This window comes from Vibrio sp. 1F279, assembly GCF_041439815.1.
In the GTDB taxonomy this organism is placed as follows: domain Bacteria; phylum Pseudomonadota; class Gammaproteobacteria; order Enterobacterales; family Vibrionaceae; genus Vibrio; species Vibrio tasmaniensis_A.
In genome coordinates this window covers 171,893-187,757 of the sequence record NZ_JBGOOU010000001.1, presented here as the reverse complement: position 1 = coordinate 187,757, position 15,865 = coordinate 171,893, and the positions used below count along the sequence as shown (strand labels likewise).

Below are 15,865 nucleotides of genomic sequence, written 5' to 3'. Positions count from 1 at the left end.
CCATGAGTAACACTGGTGTTGTCACCCAAACAAATGATGATGACGAGGTTTCGAGACGCCATTGGATCGCCCTTTTTGGCGGCTTAATCGGCGCGTTTATGGCGATCTTGGATATTCAGATCACCAACTCGTCTCTCAAAGACATTCAAGGTGCGCTGTCTGCCACCTTGGATGAAAGCTCGTGGATCTCTACGTCTTACCTAGTCGCAGAGATGATCGCTATCCCACTCAGTGGTTGGCTTTCTAAAGCGCTCGGTAAACGCCGTTATATCACGTGGACGACGGCCATCTTCACCATTTCATCTTTGTTGTGTTCGTTTTCTTGGAACATGACCTCGATGATTGTATTCCGCGCGATGCAAGGCTTCAGTGGTGGTGCTTTAATCCCGCTTGCTTTCTCGTTAGTGATTCAGTTATTACCTGTTAACAAACGTGCTGTGGGTATGGCACTGTTTGGCGTAACCGCGACCTTTGCTCCATCGATCGGCCCAACATTTGGTGGTTGGCTGACGGAGAACTTCTCGTGGCACTATATTTTCTATATCAATATTCCGCCTGCTTTGCTTGTGATCACCATGATCCGATATGGCTTGGATGATGAAAAGCTCGACCTTGGCACACTGAAAAAAGCCGACTGGTTTGGTATCGCGACCATGGCGTTAGGGCTAGACAATAAGTCTTTCGCTTCGATGATCATAGAGCCATTTTCAAGCATTTGGGTATGCAATGGTTCGCCCGGAACCGGCACATCATTGACCGGTACAACGGTTAGGTCTAAATGCGTTGCAACTTCATCAGTACCATCAAACACCTTGTAGTCGATGTCGATTTCACCATTGAAGTTTTCATTCGGCATGAAGGTAAACGTACCATCGCCGTTGTCGACCAAGTCACCGTTATCACCACCGTAAGTGATGTCAGAAATAGACAGCGTATCGCCTTCCACATCTGTGGTGTTCGCTAGCAAGTCATCTGCACTGAACGTGATACCTTGATCTTCATCTGTCGATAGAACAATCGGGCCAGAAACGATTGGCGCATCATTTACTGATTCGAAGTTGATGTTGATGATATTGCTGTCTGTCAGCTCACCATCGGTAACTTGGTAACCAAGTTCGATTTCACCATGGAAGTTTTCATCCGGTGTTACCGTCCAAGTGCCATCACCATTATCGGTGAGTGTTGCATGCTCTGAGTTTTCACCCACTAGCTCTAGATTTTCAATATCAAGGTCGTCGCCATCAATATCAGATGCTTGCGCCAGTAGTTGCTCTTCGGTAATCACAACCGAAGCAAACTGGGCAGAACCATCGGTATCGACAGTAATATTCGGAAGATCAGCCGTTAGTTCGATTTCGTTGTCACCCGCATGGATATTCAACTCAACCGTTTCAGTAATCTCTGAGCCATCTACACCAATCGATGTAAACACAGCTTCATCATGACAAGTTTGTGACACTGTCATGTTTTGAACGACGTAAGTACCATTACCTTGCACGGTACCAAGCTCAAAGTAAGACACCGGTTGATCAACCGTTAGCGTGTAATCTGTCTCGAAAGTACCACGGTCTTCTTTGTGGTAAGTCATCGAGTCAATTAGGTCGCCATCCTCATTGAACGCTTTGATTTCGACTTCTGTAAAATGACGAGACTCTTCCATGAACCAACCACCCAAACCATCTAGGTGGAAACTGATTTCATTGATGTCTTGACCTTCAACCGAAACAGTCAGTTTCTCATCACCACTCAGGCCTTGACGGTCTGTATCACCAAGTCCGTGACCAATGTGGGTGTTACCATTCCAGGCACCAAGAGGGTCATCGTTACTTTGAACGGTTACCGTTAAGTCACCATCTGAGAACTCACGCGTATAAGGGTCAACTTCTGTACCCCAATCATCCACACTCGCGTTATCGTCAAACGTACCGATTTGTGTGGTGTGTGTACCTTCAGCAAGAGCATCTTCACTTGGAACAAAGCGGACTTCGGTATCTGCAGGAACTTCTTGTCCTACTTCCAGTACCACCCATTCGTCATTCACATTCGCTTCAATGATGCCGTTTTCTGGCGCTTGGTCTAAACGTAGTGCTGGTTCTTCACGAAGTGTCACACCAACTGTTTGGTCTTCTTGTGCTTGGATGAAGATTTCATCGCCCGCTTCCGGCGCATCGTTGACAGGGTTAACCGTCAAGTCGAGTGTCGTCAGAACTTCATTTTCACCATCACTGATGCTGTATGTGAAGTCCAACTCGCCATTGAAGTTTTCTGTGTGCGTAATGGTGAATGAACCATCGTCATTCGCAACAATCGTCGCGTCAGGATCGTTGGTTTGTAGGTTAGTTGCCGTTAGCTCATCACCCTCAACATCGGTCGCATTCGCAAGTAACTGCTCTTGAGTAATGGTGATTGAATTATCTTCGTCGACTTCAGCCTGAATACCAGATGTTTCAGGGCCGTCATTCACAGCATTAACATCGATGCCAGCGGTTGTAGTTGCGGTTGCACCGTCTTCGTCAACGACAACAACGTCTAGTGAAATATCACCATCGAAGTTTTCATTTGGCGTAAAGGTGTAAGTACCATTGCCATTATCAACAAAAGAGCCGTCATCACCGGAGTACGATACTCCAGACAGTGATACATCGCCTTCAACATCGGATGAGTTTGCCAATAGTTGCTCATCACTGATCGTGATTTGGCCATCTTCTTGAACTGTGTACGATGTTGAGCCCGCAACTGGTGGATCATTCTCAGGCGTAACGCTGACATCGATAACCGCAGCCGTTGAACCTGTACCATCAGAGACATCGAATGAGAATTGAACATCACCATTGAAGTTCTCGTTTGGTGCAAAGCTATATGTGCCGTCGCCATTATCGCTAAGAACACCATCTGCACCTGTGTAGAGTACATTTTCAATCGATAGCTCATCACCATCAATATCCAATGCTCCAGCAAGTAGGTCTTCATCGGTGAAGAGTAACGTACCGTCTTCTTCAATCGTGAACTGTTGATCTTCCGCTTGTGGCAGGTCATTAACCGGATTCACAGTAACGTCTAGGCCAACTTGAACTGAACCACCATCGTTATCGATGATATCGAAGTTCAGATCTAGGTCACCGTTGTAGTCTGCGTTAGGTGTAATGGTGTAGCTGCCATCATCATTGTGTTGGATGATTGCGTTTTCATCAGTAGATAGATTGATAGCTTCTAAGTTGTCGCTATCGATATCACCTGCTCTTGCTAGCAATTGCTCTTGGCTTAGCGTGATGGAGCTATCTTCATTGATGGTGTAAGCCAAATCGCCCGATACTGGCGCATCATTGATTGGCAATACATCAACGTTAATGTGTGTTTCAACCGTTGCGCCATCTTCATCTTGAATGGTCACACCCAGTTGTACTTGACCATTGAAGTTTTCGTTAGGTGCAAAGCTGCATGTACCATCACCATTTACAGTGAAGATACCGTCCGAGCCATCGTAGTTAATGCCAACAAGCTCTACATCGCCTTCGACATCCGAAGCATTCACAAGAATCTGAGATTCACTGAACGTCAGTACCGAATCTTCATCAATGGTGTATGACGTTGGACCCGCAACCGGTGGATCATTCACTTCTAGTACGGTAATGCTCGCAGTGGTTTCATCAATCGAACCGTCTTCATCGGCAACAATAACGTCAAGGCTGATATCGCCACTGAAGTTTTCATTAGGAAGGAAGGTGTAACTGCCGTCACCATTATCTTGGAACACACCATCTGTGCCGCTGTAAGTTACGCTGTCAATCGACACTGCACCTTCAACGTCAGAAGAGTTTGCTAGCAACTGCTCATCAGAAATTGTGATGGCATTGTCTTCGTTGACCATGTACGAGGTTGAACCCGCAACTGGCGGATCGTTCTCAGGAGTCACACTCACATCAATGTTAGCGCTGACTGTTTCTGTGCCATCAGACACATCGAAACTGAAGTTCACATCACCATTGAAGTTTTCATTTGGCGCAAAGGTATAAGTACCATCACCGTGGTCGGTCAGTACGCCATCACCACCTGTATAGCTAATACCTTCAACGGTTAAGTCGTCGCCATCAATATCGGTGGCACCGGTGAGTAGGTCTGCATCTGTAAATTGAAGCGTACCGTCTTCTGCAATACTGAATTGTTGGTCTTGAGGAACCGGCAAGTCATTAACTGGGTTAACAGTAAGATCGGCGGTTGCTTGAACCGTGTCAGTACCATCAGTGATGTTGAATTGAATATCAATGTCACCATTGAAGTTCGCATCTGGTGTGATGGTGAAACTGCCGTCATCGTTAGCTACAACCGTCGCATCACCACCAACCGTTAAGTCGCTCGCGGTTAGGTCTTCGCCTTCAACATCGGACGCTTGAGACAACAGCTGTTCTTGGCTCAATGTGATTGAACCATCTTCGTTAACGTTGTAAGCCAAATCACCGGATACTGGCGCATCATTGATTGGCAGTACGTCAACATTGATGACGGTTTCAACCTCTGCACCATCTTCATCACGAATGGTGACATCAAGCTGAACTTGGCCATTAAAGTTCTCATTCGGAGCGAAGCTACAAGTGCCATCACCATTTACTGAGAAGATACCTTCAGGGCCATCGTAACTAATACCAACAAGCTCAACATCCCCTTCTACATCTGAGGCATTAAGCAACACTTGAGACTCGCTGAAGGTCAGTACTGAGTCTTCATCAATGGTGTAAGACGTTGGTCCTGCAACCGGCGGATCGTTCTCAGGAGTCACGCTAACATCAATGTTTGCAGACACGGTATCTGTACCGTCTGACACATCGAAGCTAAAGCTTACATCACCATTGAAGTTTTCGTTTGGAGCAAAGCTGTATGAGCCCCCACCCAGGTCAGTCAGTACGCCATCAGTACCTTCATAAGTGATACCTTCAACCGTCAGGTTATCACCTTCAACGTCTGTCGCACCTGTAAGCAGATCCGCGTCTGTGAACAGTAAAGTACCGTCTTCTGCAATACTGAACTGTTGATCTTGAGGCACTGGCAGATCATTAACTGGGTTAACAGTTAGGTCTGCGGAAGCTTGAACGGTATTGGTGCCATCAGAGATATCAAAACTGATATCGATGTCGCCATTGAAGTTCTCATCTGGCGTGATGGTAAAGCTGCCGTCATCGTTTTGAGTAACTGTTGCATCACTATCAACCGTTAGGTCGCTCGCAGTAAGGTCATCGCCTTCCACGTCAGATGCTTGAGAAAGCAGCTGCTCTTGGCTTAGACGAATCGAACCGTCTTCGTCCACTGAGTATGCTAGGTCACCAGACACAGGCGCATCATCAACCGCTGTAACACTCACGTCGATATTGGCAGACACCGTATCGGTGCCGTCAGACACGTCGAAGCCGAAGTTTACGTCGCCATTGAAGTTTTCATTCGGCGCAAAGGTGTAAGTTCCGTTACCGTTATCAGTAAGGATACCGTCACCGCCGTCGTAGGTCACACCTTCAACCGTTAGGTTGTCACCTTCGATGTCAGTCGCACCTGTTAACAGGTCGGCATCGGTGAAGATGAGCGTGCCATCTTCTTCTATTTCAAACGTTTTATCTTCTGGTACAGGTGCGTCATTAATAGGACGAACCGTTAAATCAATTGCGCTACTTATGGTTTCTTGGCCGTCACTGATATCAAAAGTAAGGTCTAGCTCGCCATTAAAGTCAGCGGAAGGTACAACTGTGAATGTACCGTCACCATTATCTTGAACCGTTGCATCTGCGCCGACTTGAACGTTTGAAGCAACAAGCTCATCACCATCAACATCACTTGCGTATTCGAGTAATTGTTCTTGAGTAAATGTTATGGAGCCATCTTCATCCATGATGTAAGCCAGATCTTGTTCAGCCTCCGGAGCATCATTTTCACTTTCCACTTTGATTTTGAACGTTTCACTTGTTGTCTCAGAATCAAAGTCATCTTCTACTTCACTGATTGTCTCTTCGTCAGAAGCTTGAACATCAACGGCGAATGTCTCTTCTACTGTCTGTGAATCGAGATCATCATCGACTTGTTGGCCATCCGATTCAGAAGATGTAGGACTCGGAGCTGCAGATGTACGTGCTGCTTGGCCTTGTTCTTCATTACCCTCAGCGTCGGCTCCACCTGTCGCAGCCTCTGCGTTATCGCCACCTACGGCTTGAGCGCCAGCACCTGCTCCGCCACCACTGCCAGCAGCATTATCCGAGCCAGCTTCCGAAGCCGCACCACCGACTACATTAGATTGAGCTGCATCTGAATCTCCATCGCTTTCTGGCGTCTCTTCTTGAACAGCAGCACCAGAAGCCGCTGCTTCTTCTGAATTACCAGCACCACTTGGATTGTCTTCCAACGCTTGGTTCACTTCGTCTGCCGCGTCGGTATTTTCAGCACCCGTCGCTACCGTCGACGCAATCGTGTTCTGTTGATTTTGTTGATTCTGCTGTTGGGAGGGTGTACCCGCGTCGTTCGTGTCCGTCTGTTCTACCGCGTCATTGAGATCTTCATTTTGGTTGTTTTGGTTATTTTCGCCTGCCATTACAGCCTCCGTTGCTACTAGCTAACTGATCGTATTTAGAGGCATTAAAGGACACCATTTTAAAAAACCAAGTTTTTATACAACTTTTTTCATATTTTCTTTTTTTATGCATAAAGATGTGAAAAGAAGCAAAAAAAAATTGAAAACTGCCTTTAAAGATCCTTAGTTATTGTGATTAAAGCAATTAAGGCAGTGGAATGATGATAGACATGACGAATTTGTTGCGTTCAATCGACAACAACCACAAAGGGCTGCAATTGCTATTAGGCGACTTTTATAAGGACTTTTCAGACGCAGCAATCAACATAGAAACGCTTCATAAGAGTAATCGCTTTGACGAACTCAACAACTACTCAAAAAAATTGAAGACCATCTTAACCTTGCTGTGTGACCAAGACCTACCGCCCAAAATGGCCAAATTGGAACATTTGAGTAAACACGAATTCCCTGCGCCGGAAGCGCTTTTAGAGGATGTAAAAACTGAACTACAAAACGTCAATAGACAAATCCATCACTTGTTGGATATTAAGGAAGTTGTAGATGACGAGTCATCGAGGTAGGTCATGAGCAATAACCAAATAGAGCATCACCTAAGAAAAGCGCTTGTTTCTAACAACGAGGCTTCCAAGGTCACAGCAGATGACACCATCGTGCTTGCAAGTGCGATGACTAGCGTTCACAAGACGTTACTCATCATTTTTCTACTTGCTTTGGTGGCTATCGCCGTAGCGTCACAGGCACGCATCGATATTGTCGTTTCTGTGCGTGGCGAGCTGTTACTAGAGTCTGATGTTGAGAAAGTTCAACACCTAGAAGGCGGTATTTTAGAAGAGCTGTTAGTGAGAAAAGGAGAAGTTGTGTATGAAGGCCAGCCGATTGCTCGAATCCGCTCACTCGACCGTAACACCCAACTCGATACAGTGAACACCGAAATCATACAGCTGGAACTCGATAAAATTCGTTATGAAAGCTTGCGTGACATGGTCGAACCAAACTTTGCTTCTTACATCGGAAAGTACCCAGAACAAGTTCAAGTCAACATGAATACGTGGCAGCAAGAGTTCTCGAAAAACCGTTCCAACGAAGAGCTGATCACTCACGATATTAAACACAAAAACTCTCTGATTGGATCAATGTTAAAGCGTCGCAAAAGCTCAGAAAACCAACTCTCGCTCATTCGCAAACAACTCAACATCAAAAACACGCTTTATAAAGAAGAGATGGCGTCCTATGTCGACGTTCTAAATATGAAAGTACAAGAATCCAATATGGTTCGTGAGATTGAAAACCTTGATGAGTCCGTCATGAACGAACGTTTCCAGCTCGACAAACTCGAAAAACAACATCGAGATTTAGTTGAGAACCGCAACTCTGAGTACCAAGCACAGATCATCCAGGCCAATAAAGACCTCAAACTAAAACGGATCTTGCAACCACAACATTCCGATAAGGTAGACCGCTTAATCGTCTACTCACCAGTGGATGGTGTGGTCGACAAATTACACTTCAACTTCCGTTCTGCGGTAATACCACCCGGCGAGAGTATCGCTGATATTGCACCAATCAATAACTCCCTACACGGTGAAGCGAAAATTCCGCGTAAAGACATGGGGTTTGTCGAAATTGGCCAAGCGGTAAAAGTAAAAATGGATACTTATAACTTCGCAAAATATGGATTTGTTGAGGGAACCATCGCCTCAATTAGCCGTTCATCATACGAAGAAGAAGATGCCGAATTCTATTTGGCAGAGATTGAGATTGATCGAAACTTTCTTGAACGAGGAGGCACTCAATACAAATTATCACCTTATATGGAATTTACCGCCGACGTAAAAACAGGCTCGCGTCGCGTGATCGAATACGCTGCAAAACCTGTGATGTCAGCCATCGAAGATGCATTCGATGAGAGGTAATCAATGAGCGGAAAACCTTCTTATAACATTTCCGTACCCGCTCTACGTCTGAGCATATTATTCAGCGTAGTACTGGCGGCGCTCGCTTTCTATTTATACTTTTCTTGGTCAAAAGTAGATTCGGTTGCTCAAGTGCAAAGTGCCCCACTGCTCATACAAGCTCAGAAGCTTAATCAGACCATCGAACAAGATATTCAAACTCTACAGCAGTGCTTAAGTACCGACACTTGTGTTACTAACGAATTCAATCTAGTTAACTTGAAGCGTGAAATAGATGAATTTAGATCGCTAGCCTCTTTGAACAAAACTGAATTTAGCTTGGTTGGCGCGACTGAATACACCCAACTTGAATTAGCTATCAATCGCTTTTCCGACAGCACTAAAACACGCAACGACGTACTCGACTTATACCTGTCACTGACGAACAACTACCTACAAATGGACGACAACTACCGCACCATGTTCAACAACCATGCGAGCGACTTGATGTCAGAGAAAAACGAGTTCTTTATCTGGTTGTTTATGGTGGTTGTGATACTGGCAGTAATCACGGTTCTATCGAATTCAGTTGCTATGTTGAAGCTGAAGAAATCCAGCTCTAATGAACGAGAAATCGACTATGAGTTCGATGCTCTCTATCAAGAGCTGAAACAACTCGACTTGCAAAGACTTGAAGAGCTTCTGAATGAAGTGAGCATCAATCCGAAGCAACGCCAGATCTACTCTCACCTCAAACTGATCTTCAGTAAATTGGAAGACCAAAAGCGTAATAACGACCTCTACAAACAACTGTATGCGCTAATCGGCTATGAGATTCGCGGAATCACCAACACCATCAATGGTGGTGTCCAATATCTGGTGCAAGAAACCGATGAAAACGGCGTATTGATGGCGAAGGATATTACCTCAGCATGTAGCACCTTATCTGAGTTAGCAGAAAACTATAACCGTTTGATTTCACAGGGTACGGAAAGTAAGTCGAAGGAATTCTCGCTACTGAGCGTGTTGTCTGAATTGATGATCCATATCAGCGCCAAAGTTCAGAGGAACGAAGGTCAACTCGACTGCTTTATCTCTGATAATTTGCCGAACCGTGTTGAAGGCCAATCCACCAGCTTGTTCTGGATCTTGTTCCTACAGCTTTCTAACGCCATCCAACTTAAATCAAACAAGAAGTTGTTCGTGACAATAGAGTCTGGCGCCGCTTCGGATATGGAAAATACACGTGTCACCATCAACCTTAATTTCCTTTCAACGTTAGATGTCTCTGTCGCCAAGCTCAATAAGCTCCATTGGAGCGATCATAAGCACCATACCACTAACACAGACGACTTAGCGAAAAGCGTATTAAAAGATTACGGGTATTACGAAAGTCACTGGTTCCAATCGGGTACACAGGAACGTTTTCAGATCGAGCTTGATCTCAAGGCGAAGAATTTCCATACAGAGAAAACTCGCTTCGACGGCAAGCGTTTACTGCTATGCGCCAATACACAAGTTCGTATCGATGTAATGAAGAAAATGCTCAGTAACTTGGGGCTTGATATCACTGAAATCCGCACTGCAAATGAGTTGTTTTCAGCGGCGAAGACCTTTGGTGAGTACGATGCCATCATGCTGACCGATACCTTTGAACCTAACAAGCTGCCATCACTGAGCAAAACGGTGAAATCTCAACTTAAGAATCATCCAAATACCAAGCTGTTGCTGTCAGTAACCAATACTCAGCATGCACAAGAGTGTCACAGCTTCGTCGATAAGATCATCAACTCCCCTGCGATTCCTTATGAGTTTATTCCGAACTTACTCACCATTATGGAAGCAGAAGCATCAGAAGAGCAGATGGAAAACAGTTCATTCCTTATCGTAGAGGATGACCGAGTTCAACAGATCTTACTTAAACGAATTTTAACCAAACAAGAGTATGAACCAGACACGGTTGGCGATGGTGCCGACGCAGTAGAGCACTTCATGAATAAACGTTCTGACATCATTTTCATGGACTGCATCATGCCAGGTATGGGCGGCATTGAAGCGACCAAACGCATTCGCCAGTTTGAACAAGAGAACGAGAAAAACCCTTGTACCATCATAGGGGCAACCGCATTGACCAGCAGTAACGAACACCAGGCTTGTATTGAAGCCGGAATGGATTACGTGATCAGCAAACCTTACAAAAGCGACCAAATCATCAAGGTGATCAACAAGTATGTGGCGGTACAGAAACTTAACTAGCAGCATTATGGCTGCGCTTGCATTCAGCACAACACCTTCAGTATCGGCGACGACCCTGCTTGAGGCGGTAGAACTCGGCCTGCAAAACAGCCTGTCTCTTCGTGCCAGTGATAAAGGTGTGGAAGAGAACGAATACAACATTGGGATCAGCCGATCTAAGTTTCTTCCTTCACTCAATGGTGCAGCCGATACCACATGGAATGAAAACGAAACCTTGTTATCAAGCGTGCCCGACGAAACCTCTAGCTATAACTCAAACAGCTACAGCCTTTCCCTTTCCCAATCGATATTCAATCTGGGTGATATTTTTAAATATGGCACGGCAAAACTCGACTTTAATATCGAAGAGATTAAACACGAGAACAAAATCCAGAGCACCATTTCTGAAATCGGCTCTCAATACTTCGAGTATTTGAAAAACAATGCGCAAATAAAAGCGACCAAAGTCGAACTTAAGTCGTCTGAGACTCGTGAACATCAGATGCGACGTAACGTAGAATTGGGGAACACAGCCGCCAGCGAGCTGTACGAAGTTATCGCTCAAAAAGAAGGCGTGTCGAATCGATTAAGAACCTTGCAGAAAGACCGCCGCGTCATTCTCAACGGGCTATCCATTCAGATTCAGTACCCTATCACTCCGTCACAAGACATATACGAAAGTGTGCCTTTAAAAGAGATAAACGAAACCGAACAACGCTCAATCATGGATCAAGCATTAAAGCTCAACAACGACTTGTTAGTGGCGAAGAAAAACGTCGAGAGAAGCCGACGAAGCTTAAAAGAGAGCGGTTCGAACTTCTTACCTACCGTGTCACTTTCAGCCAGTTATCGTCATGATGACGCCAATAACTACGACAAAACCGACATCACAGCGACAGGTGAAAGTAACTCAACCAGCGTTGGCTTAAATCTAGCCGTGCCTATCTTGTCTGGTGGCTCTGATTACTACGGATATCAAAAATCCTCGACGGCGATTGAACGTACTGAACTGCTTTATCAAGACTCGCTTTACACCACCCGTAACAACGTTAGCACCTCTGTGCTCAACATTAACGATTTTTCACAATCTATAAGTAGTTACGAAAACATCATTCGCGCCAACTATGCGTCTTATAAAGGGATCCAAAGGGCTTACCAGTTAGGCACCCGTACCATCACCGATTTACTTGCCGCAGAAAGTAAGCTCTTCAGCGCCTTAAGAGATTATGAAAGCGCACGATACGACTACATCATCGAAACCATCAAGCTCGAACAAACAAAAGGCGTACTCTCGATTCAATCTATCGAAAGCATCATGCAATTGATGAGTGATATCGAAGGACGAAACAATCAAGAATTAGTGCCTAAACACCTTCTCTCAACTGAGTCGTTGAAAACGGGAGGTCGCAATGCAAACTGAGCAGTTTTCTCAAAAGATCAATATGGCAGATAAGTGTTATCTGACTTTCTCTACGATAATTTCCACTCTATTTGGCTTGGTACTGCCCTTCTCTATTCTGATCATTTTCGACCGAGTATTGCCCAACCAAGCACAAGATACGTTGTTCTTGCTGTTCGCGATTATCTTGATTTCTATCTTCCTCGACTACCACCTGAAAAATCAGGAAGAGAAGATATCTTCCGTCATCATGAGGCAGTTTGAGACCAACTTAACCAACAAGGTGTTCCAGTCAATCTGTTTGGCTGAGATCTCCAAATTCCGCCGTTTAGAACCGGGGGAATACCTCGAACGAATCTCAACCATTCCAGAGCTTAAAACCTTCTTTGGTGGCGAATCAGTTCGAGCGCTGATTAACCTAGCCGTCAGTGTGATTACCATCCTCATCATAGGCCTAATTAACATATGGGCTGGCGTGACGCTTCTTATTGCCTCTCTGATCTTAGCCATTTTCGCTTGGAGCCTTTCTAAACAAAAGATTGGCAGCTTACAGAACAAGTCCGATATAGAGGGCTTAACCACATCCAAAATCATTGAAATCATCTCGAGCCCACTGGATATCAAGGCTCGAAACATGGAATACCGCGTTGAAAGCCTAATGACCCAAATGGTTGAAGAGCGCGAAGTTGAAAACATCAAATACGAACAGATTGAATCGAATTTTGGCTTGATCTTAGCGCTCATCCAACAACTCTCGATTGCTTGTGTTGTTGTGGTATTGGCAACAGCCGTGATCAATATGGAGTCAAGCCAAGGCATCATGGCCGCGATAATCATGTTGACCAACCGTTACTTTGCGCCCTACCAACAAGTGATGCGTACCGCGAGCCGCTGGGAACTAAACAAGCTCCATATACAGCGTATCGCCGAACTTCTTGAACTGGCCGCGTCGGTTGAACATCAACATGAGACGACCGAAGTAGAACGTATTTCTGTTAAATATTCTGAAAAGCAGCGTATCGAATTCGAACTCGGACAAACCTATTTGCTTACAGGGAAAAGTGGCTCCGGTAAGACCCACCTTGCCAACTGTATTACACGTCAGAACAATGATAACAAACTGGACATCATGATTAATAACACGCCTCTGAGTGACGTAAACTACAACGTTTGGCGTAACAGCGTGCTGATGGTTGATAAAACAAGTTCATTCGTGGAAGGGACCATTATTGATAACCTCACCTGTTTCCGTCCAAGCTTGAATAACACTGCTTTCGCCTTATGTGAAACCATGAACATCAAGGCGCAAATTGACGGACTTCCTGCTGGTTTTTATACGGAACTCAAAGGGCATATGCGCAATCCATTCTCTCGCCAAGTGGGATATGCTCTGTTATTAGTCAGAGCCCTGCTCGCCAGTAAACGTGTATTAATATTCGACGATATAGATTGTGTCTTTGATGAGGAATTTGCGCGCGTCGTGCTGACCAGTACCGCCTATCGTGCCAATGACAAAATCTTAATCATCGCCAGCAATAAGATGGATAAACTTAACCACCGCCTCAAACGCGTAAAACTTACCGGAGGTGACCAATGAGTATCCTAGTAGACTTCAATAATGTGCCGCAACGTGTTTTGGATTTTGAATCTAGTGGATACGACGAACGTTACAGTCAATCGCCACTTATTCGTGGTTTGGCCTACACCTTGATAGCGCTCGAATGGGAAGGCACGCCCGCTATACTCAGCGATGCTTTTATTCCAAAACCCAAAGACGGCGATAGCTTTACAGCAACCATAGAGCGCCTTGGATACCGCTGTGATGTGACCAAACTAAAGACACTCGAGAATATCGATAAATATCCTCACCCGTGCTTTATTGAGATAGAAAACCTCAGTGCCATCTTCTTAGGGACAAAAGATGGGAAGTTGCTGCTGTTTGATTACACGAACAACAACACCATTGAATACCCAATGTGTAAAAAGCCCTGCTTGCTGATTTCTATTAGCGAGTACTCTCGTCTGTTCCGCGAACCACCTCCGGAATCGCAAGACAGAAGCAATTGGATAAAATACGCTTTCTATCGTTACAACAATGAACTTAAAAGCCTGATCATTCTGAGCTTCGTCATCAGTATTCTCGGTGCATTGCAGCCATTCTTCATCATGAGTGTCTATAACTTCGCACTGACTTCGAGTTCTGAGGCGACACTGTATTGGTTAACCTTATTCGCCATTATTGTTGGCTTCTCGGAGTATTTCTTTAAAAAGATGCGGGTAAATATCATTGCCACGTCCGGTAAAGACCTCGCCGTGCACATCTCGCAAGCCGTTATATCTAAGCTGCTGTGGCTACCTTATGCGATGACATCCACTGCTGGGGTCTCTTCTCAGTTAGCTCGCTTGAAAGATATCGACACGTTCCGACGCTTAGTGACTGCAGAATCAACGCTTAGCTATTTTGATATGCCGTTTGTTATTGTATTCATCATTGCGATTGCTCTGATGTCTGGTACAGCGGCATTGGTGGTGATGGGTGGCTTAATATTAATGTTGGTGTTCTGTGTTTACTCTCGTTACATCTACTCACAAGCTACATCTAAAAGCTCTCGCGCTAACGCCATGGTCTCTTATCAATGGAATGAAATCCTTCGTGGTATCAAGACCATTCAAGGTTTGCCTTTACTGCGCGTGGTTCAATCTCGTTTTAGTGCCTCCCATATGCAAAGCACTAGTGATGCGGAGAATGTAGCTGTAACCAACAGTAAAATTCAGGCTGCTGGCGGTAGTTTGATTCAGGTGATTGGTACTGCAAGTATCGTGACCGCAGTAATCGGAGTCATGGAAGGCACTTCTGATGCGGGTGCCATGCTCGCAACCGTTATTCTCGTTTGGAAAGCACTAGGCCCGATAATGGGCATCTATAACTCAATTTCTAAGTTTCAATCCATCAAGGCTTCGTCGGCACAGATCAACAACTTGATGTCGATGAATGACGACAAGTTAACGCTAGAAAAAAGCCCGCCTATTCGGCTGTTCCAAGGAAATATTGTAGGCAGTGGTGTCAGCCACCGTTACACAGGGGCAGCAACAGGGTTAACCAACTTGGGGTTCAAAATACCACCCAGTGCAAAAGTGGTCATTTGTGGCCCTACGGGCTGCGGAAAAACCACCTTAATTTCAATCATTGCTGGGCTAGAAGACCGCTATCAAGGCGCAGTTTCTGTCGATGGTTACAACATTAAACAGTTCAATAGCTACCGTTATCGCACCTCAATTAACTACATCCCTTTTAACCTGCATATTTTTGAAGGCTCACTAGAAACCAACTTCATTCTGCATAACGGACTCATTCCGACAGAGAAAATGCAGGAGATGGTGAGCTTCTTCGAGCTAGACGAATGGCTGCCAGAAGGCTTGGCGACTCAATTGAGTGTCGATAAGTGCAAAGGTCTTCCGAATGGAATTCAACAAAAGCTGCGTTTGGCACTTGGTTTAGGCAACTGTGAGCAATCTCTGATAATCATTGATGAACCGTTCAACGGGGCTGAAAATGAAAACGCCCAGTATTTTAACCGCCTGTTCAGCGATAAGTTGCTGAATAAGACCGTCATTTTTTCGACCAATGATCCCGGTTTGATCGCTACTTCCAATATGAGTTTGGTTCTAGAACCTGATGGCAACTTGAAATATTTTGGCTTAACAGACAAATACTTAAACAGCTTGAGTTAAACACGACGATGCTTATTCACAAATTACTCGTTAGATAAATGG

6 protein-coding genes and 2 pseudogenes are annotated in these 15,865 nt (G+C 45.0%); 7 read left to right on the top strand and 1 reads right to left on the bottom strand.

The annotated features are described in order from the left end of the window. Positions 1-2: 2 nt before the first annotated feature. Positions 3-668, top strand: a pseudogene (locus ACED60_RS00760) (MFS transporter); the annotation flags it as partial. On the opposite strand, the pseudogene ACED60_RS00755 reads toward ACED60_RS00760, so the two are convergent. Next, positions 668-6,565 (bottom strand): annotated as a pseudogene (locus ACED60_RS00755) (cadherin-like domain-containing protein); the annotation flags it as partial. The pseudogenes ACED60_RS00760 and ACED60_RS00755 sit on opposite strands and share 1 nt — an antisense overlap. Before the next feature lie 197 nt (positions 6,566-6,762). On the opposite strand from ACED60_RS00755, the gene ACED60_RS00750 reads away from it, so the two are divergent. Genes ACED60_RS00750 through ACED60_RS00725 form a run of 6 tightly spaced genes read left to right on the top strand, consistent with a single transcriptional unit; the run spans position 6,763 to position 15,823 of the window. After that, the gene (locus ACED60_RS00750) at positions 6,763-7,125 is read left to right on the top strand and encodes a hypothetical protein (RefSeq protein WP_371726671.1); all 363 of its coding nucleotides are present in this window, start codon (positions 6,763-6,765) and stop codon (positions 7,123-7,125) included. Positions 7,126-7,128: 3 nt separating this feature from the next. Then, complete coding sequence (locus ACED60_RS00745; RefSeq protein WP_371726670.1) at positions 7,129-8,478, top strand: HlyD family type I secretion periplasmic adaptor subunit; 1,350 nt, start codon at positions 7,129-7,131, stop codon at positions 8,476-8,478. Between the two features lie 3 nt (positions 8,479-8,481). Beyond that, positions 8,482-10,713: a response regulator gene (locus ACED60_RS00740; RefSeq protein ID WP_371726669.1), complete on the top strand. Its 2,232-nt coding sequence runs from the start codon at positions 8,482-8,484 to the stop codon at positions 10,711-10,713. Further along, the gene (locus ACED60_RS00735) at positions 10,688-12,112 is read left to right on the top strand and encodes a TolC family protein (RefSeq protein WP_371726668.1); all 1,425 of its coding nucleotides are present in this window, start codon (positions 10,688-10,690) and stop codon (positions 12,110-12,112) included. The genes ACED60_RS00740 and ACED60_RS00735 overlap by 26 nt, the downstream gene beginning before the upstream one ends. Continuing rightward, positions 12,102-13,688 carry an ABC transporter transmembrane domain-containing protein gene (locus ACED60_RS00730; RefSeq protein WP_371726667.1) on the top strand — a complete coding sequence of 529 codons (1,587 nt, stop codon included), beginning with the start codon at positions 12,102-12,104 and terminating at the stop codon, positions 13,686-13,688. Before ACED60_RS00735 ends, ACED60_RS00730 begins: the two co-directional genes overlap by 11 nt. Next, entirely contained in the window at positions 13,685-15,823 is a 2,139-nt protein-coding gene (locus ACED60_RS00725) for an ATP-binding cassette domain-containing protein (RefSeq protein WP_371726666.1), read from the top strand. Before ACED60_RS00730 ends, ACED60_RS00725 begins: the two co-directional genes overlap by 4 nt. Positions 15,824-15,865 lie beyond the last annotated feature (42 nt).

What these genes read in the sequence shown, in the direction of transcription:
- ACED60_RS00730 (WP_371726667.1), top strand. Translation starts at nt 12,102, where the DNA reads ATGCAAACTGAGCAGTTTTCTCAAAAGATCAATATGGCAGATAAGTGT.
- ACED60_RS00750 (WP_371726671.1), top strand. Translation starts at nt 6,763, where the DNA reads ATGATGATAGACATGACGAATTTGTTGCGTTCAATCGACAACAACCAC.
- ACED60_RS00740 (WP_371726669.1), top strand. Translation starts at nt 8,482, where the DNA reads ATGAGCGGAAAACCTTCTTATAACATTTCCGTACCCGCTCTACGTCTG.
- ACED60_RS00745 (WP_371726670.1), top strand. Translation starts at nt 7,129, where the DNA reads ATGAGCAATAACCAAATAGAGCATCACCTAAGAAAAGCGCTTGTTTCT.
- ACED60_RS00735 (WP_371726668.1), top strand. Translation starts at nt 10,688, where the DNA reads ATGTGGCGGTACAGAAACTTAACTAGCAGCATTATGGCTGCGCTTGCA.
- ACED60_RS00725 (WP_371726666.1), top strand. Translation starts at nt 13,685, where the DNA reads ATGAGTATCCTAGTAGACTTCAATAATGTGCCGCAACGTGTTTTGGAT.